19 protein-coding genes are annotated in these 21,539 nt (G+C 30.8%); 2 read left to right on the forward strand and 17 right to left on the reverse strand.

Annotated elements, in window-relative coordinates; translation table 11 throughout:
- Positions 1-171: 171 nt before the first annotated feature.
- The 3 genes from DM397_RS15245 to DM397_RS15255 form a co-directional block, all read right to left on the reverse strand.
- On the reverse strand, positions 172-1,530 hold the full coding sequence (locus DM397_RS15245; RefSeq protein WP_111378359.1) for a dihydrolipoamide acetyltransferase family protein: 1,359 nt from the start codon (positions 1,528-1,530) through the stop codon (positions 172-174).
- A gap of 84 nt (positions 1,531-1,614) precedes the next feature.
- A complete protein-coding gene (locus tag DM397_RS15250) occupies positions 1,615-2,778 on the reverse strand; it encodes a glycosyltransferase family 2 protein (protein WP_111378360.1) in 1,164 nt (387 codons plus the stop codon).
- A gap of 31 nt (positions 2,779-2,809) precedes the next feature.
- On the reverse strand, positions 2,810-3,991 hold the full coding sequence (locus DM397_RS15255) for a BamA/TamA family outer membrane protein (protein WP_239457863.1): 1,182 nt from the start codon (positions 3,989-3,991) through the stop codon (positions 2,810-2,812).
- A gap of 130 nt (positions 3,992-4,121) precedes the next feature.
- On the opposite strand from DM397_RS15255, the gene DM397_RS15260 reads away from it, so the two are divergent.
- Positions 4,122-4,697 (forward strand): hypothetical protein, encoded by a 576-nt coding sequence (locus DM397_RS15260; RefSeq protein ID WP_239457864.1) that lies wholly within the window; start codon positions 4,122-4,124, stop codon positions 4,695-4,697.
- A 235-nt stretch (positions 4,698-4,932) separates the two neighbouring features.
- Here the strand turns inward: DM397_RS15260 and DM397_RS15265 are convergent, their stop codons facing one another.
- A complete protein-coding gene (locus DM397_RS15265; RefSeq protein ID WP_111378362.1) occupies positions 4,933-6,123 on the reverse strand; it encodes a DUF5009 domain-containing protein in 1,191 nt (396 codons plus the stop codon).
- A gap of 107 nt (positions 6,124-6,230) precedes the next feature.
- Between DM397_RS15265 and DM397_RS15270 the strand changes: the two genes are divergently transcribed.
- Positions 6,231-6,968 carry a tyrosine-protein phosphatase gene (locus DM397_RS15270; RefSeq protein ID WP_111378363.1) on the forward strand — a complete coding sequence of 246 codons (738 nt, stop codon included), beginning with the start codon at positions 6,231-6,233 and terminating at the stop codon, positions 6,966-6,968.
- Positions 6,969-6,974: 6 nt separating this feature from the next.
- Here DM397_RS15270 and DM397_RS15275 read toward each other — a convergent pair whose 3' ends face one another.
- From DM397_RS15275 to DM397_RS15330, 13 genes are all read right to left on the reverse strand, one after another.
- Positions 6,975-8,390: an undecaprenyl-phosphate glucose phosphotransferase gene (locus tag DM397_RS15275; protein ID WP_111378364.1), complete on the reverse strand. Its 1,416-nt coding sequence runs from the start codon at positions 8,388-8,390 to the stop codon at positions 6,975-6,977.
- 300 nt (positions 8,391-8,690) lie between these two features.
- A complete protein-coding gene (locus DM397_RS15280) occupies positions 8,691-11,063 on the reverse strand; it encodes a GumC family protein (protein ID WP_111378365.1) in 2,373 nt (790 codons plus the stop codon).
- 15 nt (positions 11,064-11,078) lie between these two features.
- Positions 11,079-11,870: a polysaccharide biosynthesis/export family protein gene (locus DM397_RS15285; protein WP_111378366.1), complete on the reverse strand. Its 792-nt coding sequence runs from the start codon at positions 11,868-11,870 to the stop codon at positions 11,079-11,081.
- 103 nt (positions 11,871-11,973) lie between these two features.
- A complete protein-coding gene (locus DM397_RS15290; protein ID WP_317048807.1) occupies positions 11,974-13,014 on the reverse strand; it encodes an undecaprenyl-phosphate glucose phosphotransferase in 1,041 nt (346 codons plus the stop codon).
- 17 nt (positions 13,015-13,031) lie between these two features.
- Complete coding sequence (locus DM397_RS24040) at positions 13,032-13,391, reverse strand: hypothetical protein (RefSeq protein ID WP_239457866.1); 360 nt, start codon at positions 13,389-13,391, stop codon at positions 13,032-13,034.
- Between the two features lie 100 nt (positions 13,392-13,491).
- The gene (locus tag DM397_RS15295; RefSeq protein WP_111378367.1) at positions 13,492-14,607 is read right to left on the reverse strand and encodes a glycosyltransferase; all 1,116 of its coding nucleotides are present in this window, start codon (positions 14,605-14,607) and stop codon (positions 13,492-13,494) included.
- A 78-nt stretch (positions 14,608-14,685) separates the two neighbouring features.
- Positions 14,686-15,060, reverse strand: coding sequence for a serine O-acetyltransferase (locus tag DM397_RS15300; RefSeq protein ID WP_204251880.1), 375 nt, complete (start codon positions 15,058-15,060; stop codon positions 14,686-14,688).
- 149 nt (positions 15,061-15,209) lie between these two features.
- The gene (locus tag DM397_RS15305) at positions 15,210-16,247 is read right to left on the reverse strand and encodes a glycosyltransferase family 4 protein (RefSeq protein WP_162615492.1); all 1,038 of its coding nucleotides are present in this window, start codon (positions 16,245-16,247) and stop codon (positions 15,210-15,212) included.
- Between the two features lie 7 nt (positions 16,248-16,254).
- The gene (locus tag DM397_RS15310; RefSeq protein WP_111378370.1) at positions 16,255-17,547 is read right to left on the reverse strand and encodes a hypothetical protein; all 1,293 of its coding nucleotides are present in this window, start codon (positions 17,545-17,547) and stop codon (positions 16,255-16,257) included.
- A 29-nt stretch (positions 17,548-17,576) separates the two neighbouring features.
- The gene (locus tag DM397_RS15315) at positions 17,577-18,725 is read right to left on the reverse strand and encodes a glycosyltransferase family 4 protein (RefSeq protein ID WP_111378371.1); all 1,149 of its coding nucleotides are present in this window, start codon (positions 18,723-18,725) and stop codon (positions 17,577-17,579) included.
- An 18-nt stretch (positions 18,726-18,743) separates the two neighbouring features.
- Complete coding sequence (locus DM397_RS15320; RefSeq protein ID WP_111378372.1) at positions 18,744-19,616, reverse strand: glycosyltransferase family 2 protein; 873 nt, start codon at positions 19,614-19,616, stop codon at positions 18,744-18,746.
- 114 nt (positions 19,617-19,730) lie between these two features.
- A complete protein-coding gene (locus DM397_RS15325) occupies positions 19,731-20,993 on the reverse strand; it encodes an oligosaccharide flippase family protein (RefSeq protein ID WP_111378373.1) in 1,263 nt (420 codons plus the stop codon).
- Positions 20,994-21,031: 38 nt separating this feature from the next.
- A complete protein-coding gene (locus DM397_RS15330; protein WP_111378374.1) occupies positions 21,032-21,451 on the reverse strand; it encodes an adenylyltransferase/cytidyltransferase family protein in 420 nt (139 codons plus the stop codon).
- Positions 21,452-21,539: the final 88 nt, after the last annotated feature.

Consider the following 21,539-nt stretch of genomic DNA (forward strand, 5'->3'; position numbering starts at 1 on the left):
TCTTTATTCTGATTTTTTTTGTCAAAAAACACATTCAATTACTCAATTTTAACTTTTAAAAATTAAGCTCATAGGAAGTCTACGCAATACTGCTTAATTCTTTTCTTACAAAATAAAAAAATCCGGCAGGTTTTAAAACTGCCGGATTTGAATTTATTTTTAAAATGAATTTTAGAAATCTCTATCTACATCAAAAGCTTCTAAATATTCTGCTACTCTTTTCACAAAACTTCCTCCTAATGCACCATCAACAACTCTATGATCGTAAGAGTGAGATAAGAACATTTTTTGGCGAATTCCGATAAAATCACCTTCTGGAGTTTCAATAACCGCAGGCACTTTACGAATTGCTCCAAGAGCCAAAATACCTACTTGTGGCTGATTGATAATTGGCGTTCCGAAAACACTTCCAAAAGTACCAACATTTGTCACTGTATAAGTTCCGCCTTGTGTATCGTCTGGTTTTAGTTTTCCAGCTTTTGCACGGTTTCCTAAATCGTTAACCGCTTTTGCCATTCCAACCAAATTCAACTGATCTGCATTTTTAATTACAGGAACAATTAAATTTCCGTTTGGCAATGCTGCCGCCATTCCTAAATTGATATTTTTCTTTTTAATGATATAATCTCCGTCAACAGAAATATTCATTCCTGGGAAATCTTTTAAAGCTTTTGCAACTGCTTCCATCATAATAGGAGTAAAAGTCAATTTCTCGCCTTCTCTTTTTTCGAAAGCCGTTTTTACTTTATCTCTCCATTTTACAATGTTAGTTACGTCAACTTCAATGAAAGATTGTACGTGAGCCGAAGTTTGAACCGAAGCCACCATATAACCTGAAATCAGTTTACGCATTCTGTCCATTTCTACAATTTCGTCAGCACCGTTTACAGAAACTGGAACCGCTTGTTGGCTTTTCTGAACAATTGGCTCAACTGCTTTTGAAGCTTCTGCTTTAGGAGTTTCAACAACTACTTTTGGAGCCGCTTCAACTGCTTGAGGTGCCTGAACAGAACCTGATTTACGATCTTCTACGTATTTCAGAATATCTTCTTTAGTCACACGTCCGTCTTTTCCAGAACCTGCAATGTTTTCAAGTTCGCTTAAAGAAAGACCTTCTTCTTTTGCAATATTTTTTACTAATGGAGAAAAGAATTTATCTGATCCTGAAAAATCTTGAGAAGTTACCGTTTCTTTAACCGATTCGATTGTTTTTTCAATTTCGGCAGCTTCTGAAGGAGCGGCAGTTTCTTGAACCGCATTTACAGCTTCTGGAGCTGCTGTTTCTCCGCCTCCAGTTTCAATAATGGCAATAGTCTGCCCTACTTGCACTAAATCATCTTTACCAAACAATTGCTCAACTAAAATTCCTGATACTTCACTTGGCACTTCGCTGTCAACTTTATCTGTTGCAATTTCGAGTACGGCTTCATCAGCCTCAATTTTGTCTCCAACTTCTTTCAACCAGTTAGTTATGGTTGCTTCAGCGACACTTTCTCCCATTTTAGGAAGCTTTAATTCAAATCTTGCCATATTGTTAATCTAAAAGATGTTTTTGATTTTCAGATTGCGAAATTAATGAAAATTTTAAATATAAATTTCATTTAATATAATTTTTTACTCGATTTTCACGATTTGCCCTCTGTCATTCCTTGAATTACTTCCAATAATAAAACCTGTATTTTTGGGAAAAATTTTAAAAGTAACCTGCTTATCTTTAAGAGTTTCTATGATTTCGATACATTTTTTGAATGAAATATAGTGATTATCCAAAATGATCTCTGCCTTTTTACCCTTTAAAATTAGCCACGAATTTACCATTTTTTCTCCTTTGAAATCTAAAAAAGCAACTTTATTTTCCAAAATTGGAGCCAATTTTTTAGCGAAATTCTCATTTTCGGAACATAAAAAATAACTTTCTGGCAATGGGTTTTCTTTTGGTTTTCCTTGAAACATTTTAGCAACAGAAAACAAAAATGCACCAATTTGAATAAAGATACTAAAGAACTGCGATTTCTTAAAATGCTTTTGATAAAAGAAATTCATAGCCTCCTGAAAACGCATCATATATTTTTCGTCTTTTACGGTGCTTTCTCCTTTATAATGCAAAACGGTAGTTTCATGAAAATAATAATTACTTTTTTGCATTTGTAAAGCGCGATACGACAAATCAATATCATCGGCATACATAAAACATTTTTCATCAAAACCATTTAGATCCTCATATAGTTTTCTTTCTAAAAATATAAAAGCGCCAACGAGAATATCTACTTTCCCCGTTTCGTTTTCGTTTAAATGCTGAGCGTAATATTGATTAAAAAGTTTTACTTTGGGAAATATTTTATATAATCCGAAAATTTTAGTGAAGGCAACCCAAGGTGTTGGAATTCCGCGTTTGCTTTCTGGCAGAAATTCTCCAGTTCCGTCAATTAATTTACAGCCTACAATTCCAAGATTATTTTTCCTTTCGGCGAAAGCCAGAATCTTTATAAAAGTATCTTCTGCAAGGACAGTATCAGGATTTAAAATACAAACGTACTTTCCTTTCGCTTGACGGACACCAATATTATTCCCTTTTGGGAAACCAAAATTTTCTTTGTTTTCAATTAGTTTTACGTCAGGAAAATTTTCTTTCATCATCAAAACACTTTCGTCTGATGAATTATTATCCACAATAATAATTTCGGCATCGATTGACGCAATTGCTTCCTGAACACTTAAAAGGCATTGTTCAAGAAAGTAACGCACATTATAATTTAAAATAACAACCGATAATTGCATGAAATTTTGAGTCTGTAGATTTTGTCCGAAGTTAGAAATTTTCTGATAACCCCAAACGCAGCGACCAATCGTTTTTACTGATTCCGTAATCTAGAGCTAGATTACTGCCGTTACGCTTATTCCATTTTATACGGATTCCGGTTCCAACTGCCGGATTCCATTTTTTAAATTCGTACGTATCAAGTTTAGAAACCGAAGAAACATTGGTAAAAAAAACAGCGCCAAAAAATCCGTTACGGCTGATATCGGTTCTGTATTCGGTTTCAAAATAAATTAAAGCATTGCTGCGATATCTATTTTTGGTGAATCCGCGACCTGTTTTCCCTTCACGATCCCAACCAATGCTTGGTAAATCCAGATAATGCGGTTTTCCTCCAAAAGTTGACCAAAAGAATGCGCGTGAAGCCCAAACCCGATGTTTGGTTTTACTAAAAGAATGGTATTTTCGGGCATCAAAATACAAAGACTGCCACCTATCTCCTTCTACTCCACTGGTATTGAGTCGTAAATCAGCTTCTAAATATAAACCCTGTTCGGGATTAATAATATTTTCTCTAGAATCGTACAAACCTTGAATAGCAAACCCAAAAGAAGTCTCATCAGAATAATCTCCATTCATATATTTGTAATAATCAGTTTCTCCTTCGATATAAGATTCTTCAGAAATATTTTTATAATTATCAAAAAGAAAACCAACTCCCAACCGGTAATTACCGACAATCTGCCTTGTAATAAACTGGTAAAAACGCCACTGCTGATAATCGAGCGTTGACATTTCTTTTTCTGAATTGTCGGTACCCAGTCCGTAAGTATCTTGAGGATAAATCATGTAACGATAATCTCCCATCAGATTCCATTTATTGTCACTTGTATAAATATAAGATTGGATTGGAAATACAAATTGATTGCTGAAACTAAAATAAGGCGAAAAGGTAATCTGTGACATTTTGGTTTTTTCTGCATCTCCCAAGTAAAAAGTAGTCAGAAAAGAAACCACCAAACCATTGCTAGAATTAACACCTACTGGAACAGGCAGTAAAGAAAAAGTCAGTTTTCGTTTTCTATCTGGGCGAATAGTGTCCTGCTTATCAAAAATTTTATGAATAACGTCCAAAATATCACGAGTTCCCACGGCTGTGCTGTCATTTTGAGCCTGACAAAACGATCCTACAAAAAATAAAACTAAGATGTATTTAATTTTTAAACTATTCACGCACAATATCTTAAAAACCGTCTCTTACAAATTTAAAATTTTATTAAGAATATCTGCCATTTTTTTATACGAATAAAAAAGAATTCTGAATTACATAAAAGTTATATTTGAAACACTAAACCATCTGATTTTGAAAATCTTTATCATATGCCGTTTCTTCATTCCTTTCCCACTGATCATGCTCTTTGGTTTTTCAACAATGGATCAGAAGAATGAAACAAATCTCGTAAAATCGAATAAATGGTTTATTGCTGGACCAGCACTAGAAAATGAAGAAGAAATCAACAAAACTCGACTAGAAAAAGGAATCGTTACCGTTACAGCAAAAGATAATCCGAAAGGAGAAATAGAATTGAATGTCATGATTACTCCTTCTGAAATTAATGATGGAGTTCCAACTAATCTTCCAAATGATTCTAAACAGGTGGAAATTATCTATCAATCAACCCAAATTATAAAATTACAAGCGAGAGAAGGTAATGAAGAAGGAACAGGTTGTGTTCATGGAGGTTCGCATCCGAGAGTTACTATTCCCGCTTCTCCAAAGCATTTTTCTACAGTAAAAATTCCTTGGTCAGATTTTAGGCAAGACGAACTTTCTAATGGAAAATTTTTGAATATCCATAATCTATGCAAATTCAATTTTGTCAATTATAATCCAGTTTCTGGTTCTGTTTTAAAGATTAAATCGGTTATTCTTTTTTAGTTTTTTTGTTTCAGGTTTCAAGTTTCAGGTTTCAAGTTTTAAGTTTTATTTGGAACGTGAAATCTAAAACTTGAAATATCTCCTGTATTTTTAACGCAAAGCACGTGAGATTTGTTCTAGGTTCAACTCACTTGAAATGCAAGGTTCGCAAAGCTTTGTCTAAAAAAACTTTGCGAACCTTGCATATATCTTTGTGTTCTTTGCGGTTAAGTTCAACAACTTGAAACTTGAAACCTTAAAGATGCAGCTGAATTTTATATCTGTTTAAAATCTTCATTACAAAAAGCATAATTATTGAAAATACCAGAGACCATAAAATCCCTGGAACTCCTACTCTGAAATATCCCGGTATTATATGAAAGTTGAAAGCTTTGCAGAAATAATAAATAACCCCTGGTAAGATATAAATCAATAATGGGTTTGCGGCTGCAGGCATAAAAAACTCGCTCCATTTGGTCTGCTTTTTAACTTCCATAAGCCAATACAGAAAATAGAACAAAGCGGTGCAAATTGCCGCCGAGAACATTGTCCAAGATGGTGTTCCTTTTATTTTTGATATTCCGAAATACGGACGAAGCAAAATTGCTGTTAACGTAAACAAGCCAATAAAACCAATTACTGGCCAGTTAATTTTGGAACTGATTTTTCGATCAAAAAACAATAATGAAATTATAATTCCAGCTGAAGTCAGAGAAACATGTGTAAGATGTCCTGCTATAAAACTCAACCAAGAAGTGCTTTGAACAAAAGAGTTTTCGATTAAATTAAGAGAATTCATAGCAACGGCAAAAACCAGAAAAGCAATCATTGCCCACAGATTTCCTGAAACTAGCCAATAATAAATCACTGTAAAAAGATACGCCCAACCTATCAACCCAAGAATTCCCCACCATTTTGGTGTCATTCCGCGATCTCCGGTATCTTGAACATATATAAAATAGAGCGCGATGAGAACTAAAATCCCTCCATATTGCAATACATTTTTTAGCCAAAGAGGAAAATCTTTTGGGTATTTGTTCCAAATTGGAATTGGCATACTATAAGCCAAAAGTCCCCAAAATGCTGGTGCGATAATCATTTTTGTCGCATCATATCCATACTCAGCATTGACCATAAAAACACCAATTACAATAAGCGCGATGGCTCTTTTAAGAGTATGTGTCCAAATTGTTTTTGGACTGTCTCTTTTTATGAGTCTGGCATTAAAAGCAAACGGAATAGACATTCCGACAATAAATAAAAAAGCAGGAAAAACTAAATCAACAAAAGTCATGGCATCTGCATCTGCGGGCATGTGCTTCATCCATTGCGGCACGTTCTGAATACTCGCCAGTTCGTTTACAAAAATCATTACAAAAATGGTAATTCCACGCAAAGCATCAATAGAAATAATACGCTGATTAAACAGATTCTCTTTTATTTTCATAATTTTCTAATTTTTTACTAAAAATCAAATATAGTATAATTCTAAAATGCCTTGTTACAAATTCTAGATTAATTTTGTAGTTTATAATTGGATAAATTTCTTGCCTTATGTTTTTATTCTTCAAACCTAAACCTGTCTTAAAAGATCTGCTAGCAGACAGTTTTGTTGACATTCATTCTCATATTTTGCCAGGAATTGATGATGGTGCAAAAAACATTCAACAAACAAGCGATCTGATTAAATCTTTAGAAGGATTTGGCGTTTCTCAATTTGTAACTACACCTCACATTAGTCACTATATTTGGGATAACTCACCTCAAACCATTTTAAATACTTATGCCGAAACTAAGTCTCTTTTAGAAAGAGATAATATAAACCCTCCTTTTAAAGCCGCTGCAGAATATTTTATGGATGACTGGTTTGAAAAACATCTTAAAGCCGAAAAGCTTTTAACTTTAAAAGATAATTATGTTCTTGTAGAAATGTCATACATGAACGCTCCTTTAGAGCTTTATAAAATACTTTTTGACCTACAAGTAGCTGGATATATTCCCGTTTTAGCGCACCCTGAAAGATATATTTTTTATCACAAAAAGTTTAATGAATATGAGAAATTAAAAAGAGCTGGATGCAAATTTCAATTAAATTTACTTTCTATTGTTGGTTATTACGGTGGGGAAATTACTAAAATTACTGAAGAGCTACTGAAAAAAGGCATGTATGATTTTGCCGGAACCGATGTACATCATGCCAAACACATTAAAGCCTTTGATGAAAAAGTAAATAGTAAAAACATTTCAAATCTGAAAGAAGTTATTGCAAACAATACTTTTTTTAAGTTTTAAAACACCTCAATAAGCATTTTCTTCACCTTGAACAATATTCATAATTGTTCTAATTATAATTTTTATATCTAATAAAAGGCTCCAGTTTTCTATATACCAAATATCACATTCTACTCTATTTTCCATATCAGAAAGCTTTTTTGTTTCTCCCCGATAACCGTTTACCTGTGCCCATCCTGTAATTCCAGGTTTTGCATAATGTCGGACCGAATAGTTATCTATTAGCTGTCCATACTCTTTGGCAAGATTTATCATATGAGGTCTTGGCCCAACAACAGACATATTTCCAAATAGAACATTAAAAAATTGAGGCAATTCATCAATGCTTGTTTTCCGCATAAAAGCGCCAAACTTTGTAATGCGCGAATCCCCTTTTCTAGCCTGCTTATCATGTGCAAAATCATTTACATACATGCTTCTAAATTTAAAACATGAAAATGATTTATTATCACGACCCGAACGCTCTTGTCTAAAGAATATGGGGCCAGGTGATTCTAACTTTATAAACAGCATTACTATAGGAAATAGCCACGGAAAGATTAAAATTATAACAAATATTGAAAAGCAAAGATCAAATATTTTTTTTATAAGTCTATTAACTGCAAGCTCCAATGGTTCGCGACGCAACATCAAAACAGGTGTGTTTTCGTAAAAATCAACTTCAACTTTACTTGATTTTGTATACAATTGAAAATCTGGTATAAACTTGATTCTTACTAAATTTTGCTCACATATTTTGGTCAGTTTATTAATTATTTCAATATGATCAATATGTAAAGCTACGTACACTTCTTCAACTTTTTCTCTAATAACAAATTCATGCACATCATCAAATCCACCAATAATTGGGGTCACCTGATTTTCAGTTTCTTTTTTTTGATCAAAAAAACCCAAAAATTTGTAACCATACGTTAAATCTTTAGCTAATATTTTCCGCATTTTTTCTCCAGTCTCATTAGCCCCTACAATGATGAATTTTTTAAAATTATAGCCTTTAGCCCTAAAGTTTTTTAAAAGCTTCATGAAAATGTAACGAGAAATCACTAGCAAAATGAAGAAAAACGCATAAAAATATAATAATCTGAGCCTAGAAATATCTGAATATTTAAGAAGAACTACAAAAAAAACAATTAACGCAATATGTATAAAAAGTTTCTTAATTGTCCTTCTTAAAATTGATTCTATATACTCTATTCTAATTATTCTATGGGAATCCTTTTGCATCAGCAAAGCTATCCAAATCAAGTTTGCTAAAAGTGAGATTGTTTTTTCGTCCTTCAAAAAAAGCTTATCTAAATCGCCAAATCTCACCATAGCAGACATATATATAGCAAGATTTAATAATAGTAAATCCCAGCACACAAATAATAGTTTGGAGTAACGCGAAATACGATAATGTGATAGGTTTTGCAAAAAATTCATCTTCAACTTATTTGCCTAGATAAGATTTGTTTTTGGTATAGAAGACGAAAATAATACTTTAATTACTCTTACATACTATTTTTTAGATCATTTCTCTAAAAAGTTTAAATTAAAAAGATGTTTCCAATTATGGCATAAAAAAAAAGCTGTCAAGGGAGACAGCTTTTTTTTCGATATTAACAAATATATAAATTACAGTAAATAATTTTAAGCAATTGATAATAGCATAACTATTCTATTAAAATTTTATTTGTTCCAAAAATTGATTTTTGACTTTTACGGCAATTTCATTTTTTCGCTTTAACTAATTAGTTTTTTAAACCATCCTTTTTTCTTTACACTCTCTCCATAACCATAACTATATTTTTGTGAAGGATTTGTATCATTAAGAACAATGCACATATTAGGAAGTTTTTTATCTTTAAAAAATCGGTTCGCAATTGATATCATGCTCTTTTCTAAAAATCTGGCGCGCATAACATACACAAATGTATCCGCATTTTTGGCTATAAGCAAAGTATCTGTCACAAGACTAACTGGCGCTGTATCTACTATAATGTAATCATATTGGTCTTTTAACTTTTCAAATAGCTCATCCACTTTTTTACTTGTTAATAATTCGGGCGGATTGGGTGGAATTATTCCTCCTGGCAAAATATAAAAATTCTCATATTTATTATGTTTTATGATGTACTCCTCAATTTCTTTATTATTCGAAGTCAAATAATTTGTTAATCCATCAGGTGGAAGATCAATATATTCATTCAGTCTCGGACTTCTAATATCCATACCAATAAGCAAAACTTTTTTCCCTAATAAGGCAAAACTGGCCGCTAGATTTGATGATATAAATGTTTTTCCTTCGGAAGCAAAAGTTGATGTAACAAATATTTTTTTTGCTACTTGCTCTTCAACATTATTTAGCATGAAACCCAGATTTGTCCTAACAATGCGCAATGCTTCCGCAGAGCTGCTCCTGCTATTAGATTTGATTAATTCTGATACATCATCACTATTAGGCACATCTCCTATAAATGGAATGAGGGTTTTTCCATCTAAATCATTACTATCTTGAATCTTAGTATTCAGCAAATCTTTTGTATAAATAATACCAAAAGGAACTAAGAAACCAAACAATAATCCTGCTAGATATACAATCTTTCTCTTAGGACTTAGGGGTTCCTGATCTGCCTTTGCTACATCAATAACACGGGCATTTGGTTCTGTTGCTGCTAGAGAAATTGCCGTTTCCTCCCTTTTTTGAAGCAAATACAGATATAACTCTTCCTTTACCTTTTGCTGTCTAGCAATAACTTTAAACTGACGCTCTTGGGCCGGAATTCTACCTATTTTACCATTCAAAACCCCTTCTTGGCTTTTTAAATCTCTACTTTGAATCAGCAAATTTGATTTCATTCGTACTAAACTTGCCACAACGTTTGATTTCAAAGAAATTATTTGTTCTTCTAATTTTATTACTGTCGGATTTTCGGCAGTTGCAGACTTCAAAATCCGATTACGATCTAAAACCAATTGATTATAGGAATTAATTAAACTGCTTGCATCGCTCTTGTCACTAATCATATTAGATGGCAACAAATCGGAGATTGAGCTTTTCTTCATAAAGTCTAGTAATGACGTAACTACATTCAACTGAATCTCTGTCTCTACTCCTTTTTTATCATATTCATTAGAATTCTCAACGAACAATTTAGCCTCAGATTCTATATCTGTTAGTTTATTTGATTTTTTAAAGCTTTCAACATTCTGTTCAACATCGTCCAATTCTTGAGCTATTAGAGCCAGTCGATTTGCAATAAATTTCGATGTGTTTTCAGAAATAAAATTTTTATCCTCAGCAGCATCGTCATTATAAATCTGAATCATGGTATCTAAAAAATTCTCTGCTTTTTTAGCTACAGGATCTGATATCGAAATATTAACAACACTGCTTGTTTTACTTATAGGCTCAACTTTCAATTTTTTTCTAAAATTGTCTGTTAATTGATCTAAAGGCTTTATGGAAATACGAATAAATTCCGAATTATTCTCATTCTTTTCAGCAAAAAAAAGCGTCTTTTTTATTATTATAGTTCCTATTGGCGTCCCAATTTTTTCTCCATATTTAAACACTTTTTTGGTTAATAAAACTTTCTTGTCGTTCTCAGCTGTTTCATTTTCTAACGAAAAAGTATCTGATGTTAAAAACTTGAATTTTAAAACAACATCAGTGTCATCAAACAATTTGCTTTTATTTACAATACTAATGCTTATAGGGGCTTCTGCATATAAATCTTCATTCCTAAAATTTTCTTTAGCAAACAATCCGATATTTAAATTTAGTTTAGAAATTGTGCTCTCCACTAAGGTTCGAGATCTTAATATTTCAATTTCATTATCTACATTACTCTTCAGACTGCTTCCTATACCCAAATCTGAAAATACGGACAACTCTGAAAGCATTCCTCCTTTTTTCTCATCTTTGACAAGAATTGTACTTGTCGCTTCATAAGAGGGAATTGCATAACTCAAATAGGCAAATGCTAGCAACATACATATTATGACACTAACTACAAACCACTTCCAATGAATTAAATATTTTTCTAATTGTTCAGCTAAACTAATATCGATTTCATCTTCCATAAAATCATTATAAAAATCTTCCTTTTGCATTTTCTTATTTCAACTTTATTTAAAAATTAGAACTGAAAGCGAAACTAAAATAGAAATCGCCGATATAATAACTGAAGTATTTGGCCCAACAGCCGAAGAATTTACTCTTGTTTTGTTTGGTTCTACATATACCACATCGTTCTGGGCTAAATAGTAAAAAGGAGAATTGATAAAATCAGATTTTGTTAAATCAACTCTATTATATGATTTTACCCCATTGGTCTCTCTAATAACCAAAATATTATTTCTCTTACCATAGATGGTTAAATCTTTTGCCATACTTAAAGCTTCAATAATCGTAATTCTTTCTGAAGCTATAGAATACGTCCCTGGCATATTGACTTCTCCTTGCAACGAGACCTTAAAATTGGTTATACGAAGATTGATTATTGGATTTTTAATATAACTGCTAATCTTTGTTTGAAGTAACTGTAAAGCTTCCGTACGGCTAAGTCCCCCCATTTTAAGCGTTCCTAACACTGGAAATTCAATATTTCCACTTGAATCAACCAAATAAGTCTGAACCGTTTCTTGCCCGCGCGCTAAATCTGATTTAATATTATTAGAAATACTGTAGGTCTTTAGATTAAAAGGAATTGCCACTTCAGGATCATCGGCAGAAACAATAATCATTAATAAATCATCGGGCTGAATTTTGACTTCATACGTAGTATTTTTTTCTTTGGAAGAAAGCGCGTCAATATTCTGATAATAAAGGATGTCTTTTTTTGAACCGCAAGAAAAAAACAAGAACAATAGGGATAAAAAACTTATGTTTTTTATCAAAAAAATAAATTGAAATTTCATTATGCTAATTTTTAAAATCGTAAGCTTCTATAGCTAAACATTTTTGTTTAGCTAAGAGCATTTTGTAGTGAAGGAATTCTATTTTTAATCAGGAAGAAAAATGTTAATAGGCATTTTTCTCACCTCGAAAAATGTTGACAACTGTCTTTATAATAATTTTCACATCCAAGAGTAAACTCCAGTTTTCTATGTACCAAATATCGTATTCTACTCTATTTTCCATATCAACTAACTCTTTTGTTTCGCCTCGATACCCATTTACTTGAGCCCAACCTGTTATGCCAGGTTTAGCATATTGTCGAACTAAGTAATTATTAATTAGCTCACTATACTCTTGTGTATGATACAACATATGGGGTCTTGGTCCAACTACCGACATATTTCCCCACAAAACATTAAAAAACTGGGGTAATTCATCGATACTCGTTTTACGCATAAAAGCACCAAATTTTGTTACACGTACATCATTTTTCTGAGCCTGTTTCTGATCTGATGAATCATTTACAGCCATACTTCTAAATTTAAAGCAAGCAAATGACTTATTATCTCTACCGGATCGATCTTGTTTAAAGAAAATTGGTCCTTTAGACTCTAATTTTATGACAATCATAATAATAGGAAACAACCAAGGAAATAAGCCCATTATGACTAATGCTGAAAAACAAATGTCAAATGCTTTTTTTAAAAGTCTATTTACAGCATACTCTAAAGGCTCACGACGAGACGTTAAAACAGGCGTATTTTCATAAAAAGAAATTTCTACTCTGCTGGATTTGGTATACAATTGAAAGTCGGGTATAAACTTAATTCTAACCATATGATGCTCGCAAATATCAATTAAGCGATTAATTACATTCACATTATCTATGTGCAATGCAATGTACATTTCGTCAACATCTACTTTAGCTAGATAGTTCTGAACATCATCAAATCCTCCTAAAACACGGTCTGGAGTCGTTACCGAAATATTTTCTTTTTCGTCAAAAAAACCCAAAAACCTATAGCCATAAGTTAAATTTTTAGCTAGTATTTTACGAATCCTTTCTCCTTTATCATTGGCTCCTACAATAACAACATTTCTAAAATTATAGCCTTCTGATCGCACATATTTTAAAAACCTCATCAAAAAGAAACGTGATAACATTAACAAAACAAAAAAGATCACATAGAAAAAAACAGCCTAACTCTTGAAATATTAGAATATTCCAAAAAAACCACAAAAACAGCAACTATAGAGGCATGAATAATAACTTTTTTGATTGTTCTGCTTAAGATCGATTCCAGAGTTTCGATTCTAATAATTTTATAAGAGTTCTTATATAGTAGTAATCCAATCCAAATTAAATTTCCTAGCAGAAGAATTGTTCTCGATTCCTTTATTGATAACACATCAAGATCCTCAAACTTAATCAAACCAGAAAATACAACGGCAATGTTTAATAAGATCATGTCCCATAAAATGAACAAAATCTGGTAGTATCTTGAAAAACTATATTCGGATAGTTTTTTTAAAATTTTCATTTATGATTATTAAAAATTAAGCGTTGCATAAAAAACATCAAAGAATCAAATATTTGATTTATACATAAATGTTTTTTTGAATTAGTCACTTAATAAATTATTATTTATTGCTTTTTTCTGTAACATGCAAATCAACAAACTCGGTGAATGCTTTTTTGAACTTTCGCTCAACAAATTTCATTGCATTCTCTCTAATTTTATGCGAAAAGAACTCATTTTCCATTAGTAAAAATTTATTTATAGCTTCTGTCAAAGATTCAATAGTCTGCTCGTCAAAAAAAACTCCAGTCTCATTTTCTATTACTGTCTCTAAAGCTCCACCTTTGCCAAATGCTATTATTGGGGTTCCACATGCTTGAGCTTCAATTGGAATTATCCCGAAGTCCTCTTCAGCTGCAAAAACAAATGCTCTAGCGTTCGATAATTCTCTTTTAAGTACATTATCTTCTTGATAACCTAATATCTCAATATTTGATCTTCCTAAAAGTTTTATTTTTGCCATTTCTGGACCATCTCCAATTACTTTCAGTTTAAGATGTGGAAGCAAAGAAAAAGCTTGCACTATAAGATCAACTCTCTTATATGGCACTAATCTCGAGCAGGTTATAAAATAGTCTTCTTTCTTACTTACAAATGGAAACTGCTCAACAGAAACTGGCGGATAAATAACCTTTGCCGTACGTCGATATACTTTTGCTATTCTGTTTTTTATGTAATTTGAATTACAGATAAAATAATCAACACGGTAAGTACTAATTACATCCCATATTCGCAGCCTATGTAAGTAATATTTTACAATAATAGATTTTAAACCTTTTTTTAATCCGGCTTCATTTAAATATTGATGATATAAATCCCAAGCATATCTTACTGGTGAATGACAATAACAAATATGAACTTGACTGCTATTTGCAAGTATTCCCTTAGCGACAGAATAAGATGAAGAAATTATAAGGTCATATTGGCTAAGGTCAAAACTCTCAATTGCTTTTGTGAAAAAAGGGAGATAATTACGGTACTTTGTTTTGCCAAAGGGTAACCTTTGAATAAATGATGCTGTAACTCTATCCTCAGAAATTTTCATTTTTTCCAAAACCTCAGGATTATATACTAAAGTATATATATCTGCATCAGGATATATATCATAAATCGATCGGAAGACTTTTTCGGCTCCGCCAAACTCTGTCAACCAATCTTGAACAAGTGCAATTTTCATTTATTATTTTTTACAAAGTTTGTTTTGCAAAAAATGTTCTCACATCTTATTACCCACAAAAAAATCTAAGAACGTTTTTTATTTTACTTTTAAAATGTAAGGTTCATTTATTTTGACTATAGAATTTGACTCAATACTTTTTGTCAATACTACATTTGCTCCAACAATTGAAGAGTCTCCAATTTTTACATTTCCTAATATTTTAGCACCAGCGCCTAAAACACAATTTTTTCCAACTATCGGAAACCCATCAGAGGGGTGCTCTTCTGTAATTTGAAATTTTCTACCTAAAGTTACACAGTGGTATATAATTACTCCTTGATTAATAATAACTCCCTGACCAATGACTAAACCTATGCCGTGAATAATAATTACGCCCCCAAATATTTTACATTTAAAATCGATATCAATGCCGTACAAAATCTGAATCAGTCTTGTTAGAATAAGAGGCAATAATGGGATTTTCAGTTTATAAAAAAAATTACTAATTCTATAAATAAATAACGCATGAAAGCCTCTATTTGATATTATTATTGAAGCTTTCGAGATATGAAATTTTTTGCTCAAAAAATTGAGGTCTGCATTTATATCATTAGTCAATCTCAACTTTGATTTTCTTTTATTAGTTTTAAAACCTTTATAGCGCCATCTTCCCAGCTAAATCTAGATAAGTTATAACTAAACAATTCATAATTATCTAATGATTTTAAGATTTTATTTTTAATATCGTTTTCATCTAATGGATCGAAATAAGTTACATTTTCTCCACATATTTCTCTAAATACTGGTATATCTGAGACACAAATTTTTGTATTTTGGCTTAACGCCTCAATAATTGGTATACCAAATCCTTCATATAGACTAGGGAACACAAATAATTTTGCAAACTTGTAATAATAAACCAATTCTTCATCAGCGATATTTTCGAGATAAATAATATTTTTCGAAGTATATTTTTTATCTAGCTTAAAATCTTTATTTACATTTCCGATAATATATAACTTAAGATCGTCTTTTTCAATTCCTTTAAAGGCATTAACAAGTCTATTAAAATTTTTTCTTGGATGGTGTGATGATACTGATAAAATATAATGACAATCAATCGGAATTTTTCCAGAAAATTTTTTCTCTAATTCTTTTTTTTGAAATACTGGTGCAAGAGCATTATAAACCACGGTTATTTTTTCTTCAGGCACATTTAGTTTTTCAATCAATTCCTTTTTTGAAGTATTACTTACTGTAACAATTGCTTTTGAAACTTTTAACAATTGGGGTATTAATAAATTATAAAAAAATACGAATCTTTTTGAAAACCATTCTGGGCAAATTTTATAAGATATATCATGAATAGCAACTATTTGATTCTTAAAAAATAATGGTCCCGTATTACAAAGTGATATTAAAAGTGCTTTTTTCATTCGAACATAGGCGTACAATTCTACCTGTTCCCATAAATGACCTGTAGTTCTTCCTAAAACCTTAGCGCCTAATTCATTTGCAACGTCATTATGTATAATGTTTTTTGGAGTTAAAAAAACAATTTCCGAATTTGCTCTTCTTAATTCTTTTGCTAATTCAATAGCAAATCGTTGTACCCCTGTTACGGGCTGTGTTAAAAACCTTGAATTAATGACGATCATTTTCAAATTACGCATTTTTTCTTCCACGAAGTGCAACAGAACTGGCAATACCTAAAAACAAACTACTTATTACTGCTTCAAGACTATCAGTAGTCCAAGATATTATACAAATACAAACAACAATTCCACATAGTGCTACTGAAAAACTATCTTCTCTCTTAACAAGTCTATTCATGAGCCAATAGAAACGAGTATATAAAAAGATCCCAAATAACCCGAAAAGACCCCATAAATATAAAAATGTGTTATCAGCAACACCAAGTCCATAACCTTTAATAGTGGTAATATCTCTTATTGGAAATGAAGAAAAAGCCGATCCAATTGTTCCAATTCCAGTTCCCCAAATAAAACCGTTGTTATCTCTTACACATTGATAAAAGAAAGGCCAAGTATTAGTTAATCTATCATCAAATGAAAAAAGCAACGACCGACTTATTACACCAAAACCCTCACTGTCAACTGAATAATCTAAAAAAATTCCAATTATCGGCAAAAAACATCCAAAAAAGGTTATGAAAAAGAAAAAACCTTTTATAAATTTTCTCTCATAGTAGTAGAAATAAATAATTGATGTGGAAAAATATGAAATTACTGCAGTTTTATTTGTAGTTAATATTAAACTACAAAATGTTACAATTAAAAGAAAAAGCTTTAAGAATTTTGATTTTAGAAACATGTTTATATAAGTTGAAAAAATAGCAATCATAAAAGCTAATGATGCCGATAATCTTGAAAAGCCAGCAATTCTATCTTCTCCTAATGTTGACCATTGTCTATTTGCTTCAATTTCCACGCCACCAATATTATAAACAAACCCTTTCCAGGGGAGCTCAGTCACATAATCTAAATAAACACCAAGAATGGATGACAAAAAACATATCCAAACAATGATTAACAATTCTTTTCTCTTTATTTCCAAATATTGTCCATATAAAAATCCAAACAAAAATGGACAATAAACAAAAATGCTAAAGAAAATATTAAACATCGTAGCTGAATGAAATAAAGAGATCAAGATAGATAACATAAGAAAAGCGAATAGCATCAAATTCTTAATTTTTAATGCTACTACTTTAATTATTACCGCAAACAAACATATTACCTTAGGAAGATAGATCATAAATGATAAGTTCCATTGAGTAAAATAATATCTTAGTGCTCCGGAAAACACTTCAAACAACAAAACAAGAGAAGTAATAACAAGAATGATAATAGACACTCTTCCTTTTTGTTTTTTGACTAATTTATGCTCATGTAACTTCCGAGTGTCAGAATGCCCCTTAATATAATAGGTTTCCATTTATCTACCTTCTTTAAAAACCAAGGTTACTAATTTTCCAACATTTTATTGTAAAGACTAACATATCTGGATGCAACCTTCTCAGTAAATTTATTCCTTTGCTCAGGAACAACTTTTGTGCGTAATATTTCCATAATCTTTACTATTAATTCATCTGATTCAGGTTCAAACAAATCATCTTCAATAAGCAATTCTTTAATACCTCCCCGTTTGCTTGCTAATACATATTTGCCATGCAAAACCCCTTCTATTACAACTCTGCCAAAAGGTTCCTGCCAAAGAGATGGAACAATTAAAACATCAATACTTTTATAAAAAAACTCAGAGTCAACAACTCCAACAAATTCAACTCTATTTGACTTGTATTTTTTTTTCAGCAAATCGTCGAAACTTCCATTCCCTCTTCCTGCAATTATTAATTTCCAATTATTTATGTGTTCTAGCTTCTCGAAAGTTTTTAATAATTGAATTATTCCTTTAGACTCATTTAATTGACCTATAAATCCAAAAACAATACTAGATTCGTCAACATCTCTTTTAATAGTTTCAACGACCCTTATATCGTTACCTATTACTTCCCTGCTTATTGTATTTTCAAAATAGCCAAGCTGAATATGCTTTTGGAGTACATAGTCACTTATTCCAACAACACTATCAACTAAACAACTTGTTTTTTTTTTGGGGAGAGAAAACTTTTTACATAGTAAACATTGATTGAAACAATTTTTATTATCTTTATACATTGTAGCATTTGGACAAACTAAATAATAATCCCTAATAGTATGAATTATTTTAATGCGATTCTTTTGAGCAACTTTCCAAACTACTACAGATAATCCTGATAAATTATTTGTATGCACAATTTTAGGTTTTTCCTTTTGTAGTATTTTAGTAATTTTATTCTCTAACCTAAAATTATATGTATCAATTGAATGCCAAACTATTTTTTTCAAAGCTGAAGCACTCTCTTGATCAAAACCCCAATAAAGATTTCTATTATTGATATAATAAACTTTTACCCCATTAATCTCATCAATATAGTCACTTTTCGAAGTCGAAGTTACAACTGTAACTTTGACTCCCTGTTTTAATAAATTTTCTGCTAAAGACTGAACAGATTTTTCTGCGCCTCCAATACTATTGGGAAAATACAAAGTATTAAAAATCAAAACTCTCATTTTACATTTTTCTATAAATTACAAAGTGTTGTATGCTCGAAAATATTCATACAATGATTTTATAGTATTTTTATAAATAAATCTTCTCTTAGCTGTCGCTTTTTTAAAAACAGAATTCGTAGCCGAATCCTCTTTATGAAACACATTAATTTTATTACTATAAATTACTTTCATGCTATTACGTCTAATTCTATGATATAGAATATCCTCTTCAAGAAACATGAATGTTTTATCAAAAAAAACATCTTTAAACTTTTTGAAATAAGACTTTGAAAAAATTACCGCTGCCCCATGTACTTTAATATTTTTTCTAAAAACATCGTTCTTGTATTCGCTAAAAGCAATCCTATTTTTATATTTTTTTTCATTCCAAAAAAATACAAATTTTTGATCTAGATTAATGAAACTTAAGAGGAGTAAAAAAACTAACAATAAAAATTCTTTTATTATAGCCTTCTTTGTTACTATTGCAAAATCAACAGGGTTTTGATGCAAATTATCTATCAATGAAATAATATCAGGGCCTAGAACATCAAAATTATGAGAGATTTTTAGATCTATTATCTTATTCTCAAAATCCTTTTGATTAATTATAATGTCATTATTCAAAACAACTAAAAAATCTGGTTCGTAATTATCAATTGCAAAATTGCAACCTAGATTATTTCCTTTTGCAAAACCAAGATTAGTTTCTGAGAGTATCACAATCACGTTTAATGAATCAGCGTATTTTTCTTTAAGAACTTCACCACTTTTATTGGGAGAACAATTATCTACAATAATTATTTTTTGCTCAATATCTTTATCCTGTAACTTAATAATTGACTCTACACATTCTATCGTATCCGCAATTACCTGATAATGAAGAATTATGTAATTAATTTTTTTCATACTTTCATTTATTCAGCTATAAAACAATAATTTAAAAACAAACTTTACTGCTTTAAATAATACTAATATGATTAAACAGAATTTTTAAAAGATTAACTTAGAACTTTATGAAAACTAATTATAATAAACTAAAATTTTCTTTTTGTAGCTGATATAAAAAAGAAATATCATACCCCAAAACTCAACAATTAAAATTAAGTATGCCAATGTTGTAAGGAAAACACTGTGTAGTAAGATTAATATAAATACACCTAGACAAAATAAAACTCCTGACGAAACAATTACGCGCGCAAAGTCTTTATTATATCCAAAAATAATCAATCTAGAAGGACCTAAAAATTGACTAAAAGCGGTCATTAATGCCGAAAAAGATAAAATTCTTATAATTAAAGAAGCACTTTGCATCTCTTTATTGCCTAGAAATTTGATAATAGAATCTACTGAAATAAATATGGAGACAATAATAATTAAAGTAAACAAGACAGTAAACTTCATCATCTTATTTATTTTTGAAACACTTTTTTCTCTTGCTAATAGAGGAAATGTTGCCTGACCAAACATTCCAATTGGAATTTTAATTAAACGCAATATTTTTTCTCCTAAATCATAAATAGCAACATCACCCATTCCTAAAAATCCTCCAACTAAAATTCTATTTGCATTAACATAAATTTGAATTGAAGCAGCAGAAATAAATAAAGGTAAACTTTCTATAAAATAGTATTTTAATATCTCTTTTTTTTGAAAAGTTAAAACAATCTTTTCTTTAATTAAAAGAATATAAATTGCGATCAAACCCGAAAAAACAGCTCCTAAACCCTGAAAAATAGGCACATACAAATAGTCATCTTTCTTATGAACAAATAAAAAAATTAAAATTGTAAACAAAATTTTAGATGCAATAGTAATAAAAGTAGTATACTTCATTTTTTCTATAGCTTGAAAAAACCATTGCGGAAACAAAAAATCATTAAAGGTTATTGCAAAACAAAATAAAAACAATATATACTCTCTTTTAAATGGTGGTACAAAAATAAAAAGCAAAAGCAATATTATAAACGTACTAATCCATAACAATAATTTAACTATTAATACTGCAGAAACAATTTCGTTTAGTTTTTTATAGTCATATCTATTTTCTGCTATATTTTTTGTTGCTGATATATTAAATCCAAAATTGATTATCAACGAAAAATACATTATTATTGATTGAGCAAAAACGATAATTCCATATGTCTGAATTCCTAAAACTCTTATTAAATAAGGATAAGAGATTAAAGGCAATAAAATATTAAAAAGCTGTAATATTGTTAAATAACTGAAATTTTGCAACACAACTTTATAATTAAGAATCTTTTCTCTTATCTCTATCTTCATTAAAAACTTCTATAAAACAGCAATTGATACAATAAATATCATCTAGCCAACTCCCTAACAGCCACTTCCTTCCTAAGCCCACTACTAGAAAAACGATGATCCCGAGTATTAAAATAAAGCTCAATTCCTTTTTCTTCACAATATGATCTTCCTGTAAATTTTTTATGCTGATATTCATCGCCTATTATGCGAACATCTATTTTAAAAGCTCTTAGGATATCTTCTAAGTCTTGTTCTGTAGAATAAGGAACAATTTCATCAACAAACTTGCATCCTTTTAGCTGAATATACCTTTCGACTACAGTTTGAGTGGGTTTATTTTTTTCTGGCCTATCTAATGTCGGATCCGTTTGCAATCCCACTATTAGATAATCACATATCTGCTTTGCTTCTTCTAACATTTTAATATGTCCTGCATGCAGTAAATCAAAAGCGCTAAAAGTTATCCCTATCTTCATTTCTTAGACTTTAGTTTTTTTATTTATAATTGTCAAATTCTTAGCTGCCTGGCACAGCTTCGCTACTCCCACTCACATAAATTGGGAT

Source organism: Flavobacterium nitrogenifigens, assembly GCF_003254565.1.
GTDB lineage: Bacteria > Bacteroidota > Bacteroidia > Flavobacteriales > Flavobacteriaceae > Flavobacterium > Flavobacterium nitrogenifigens.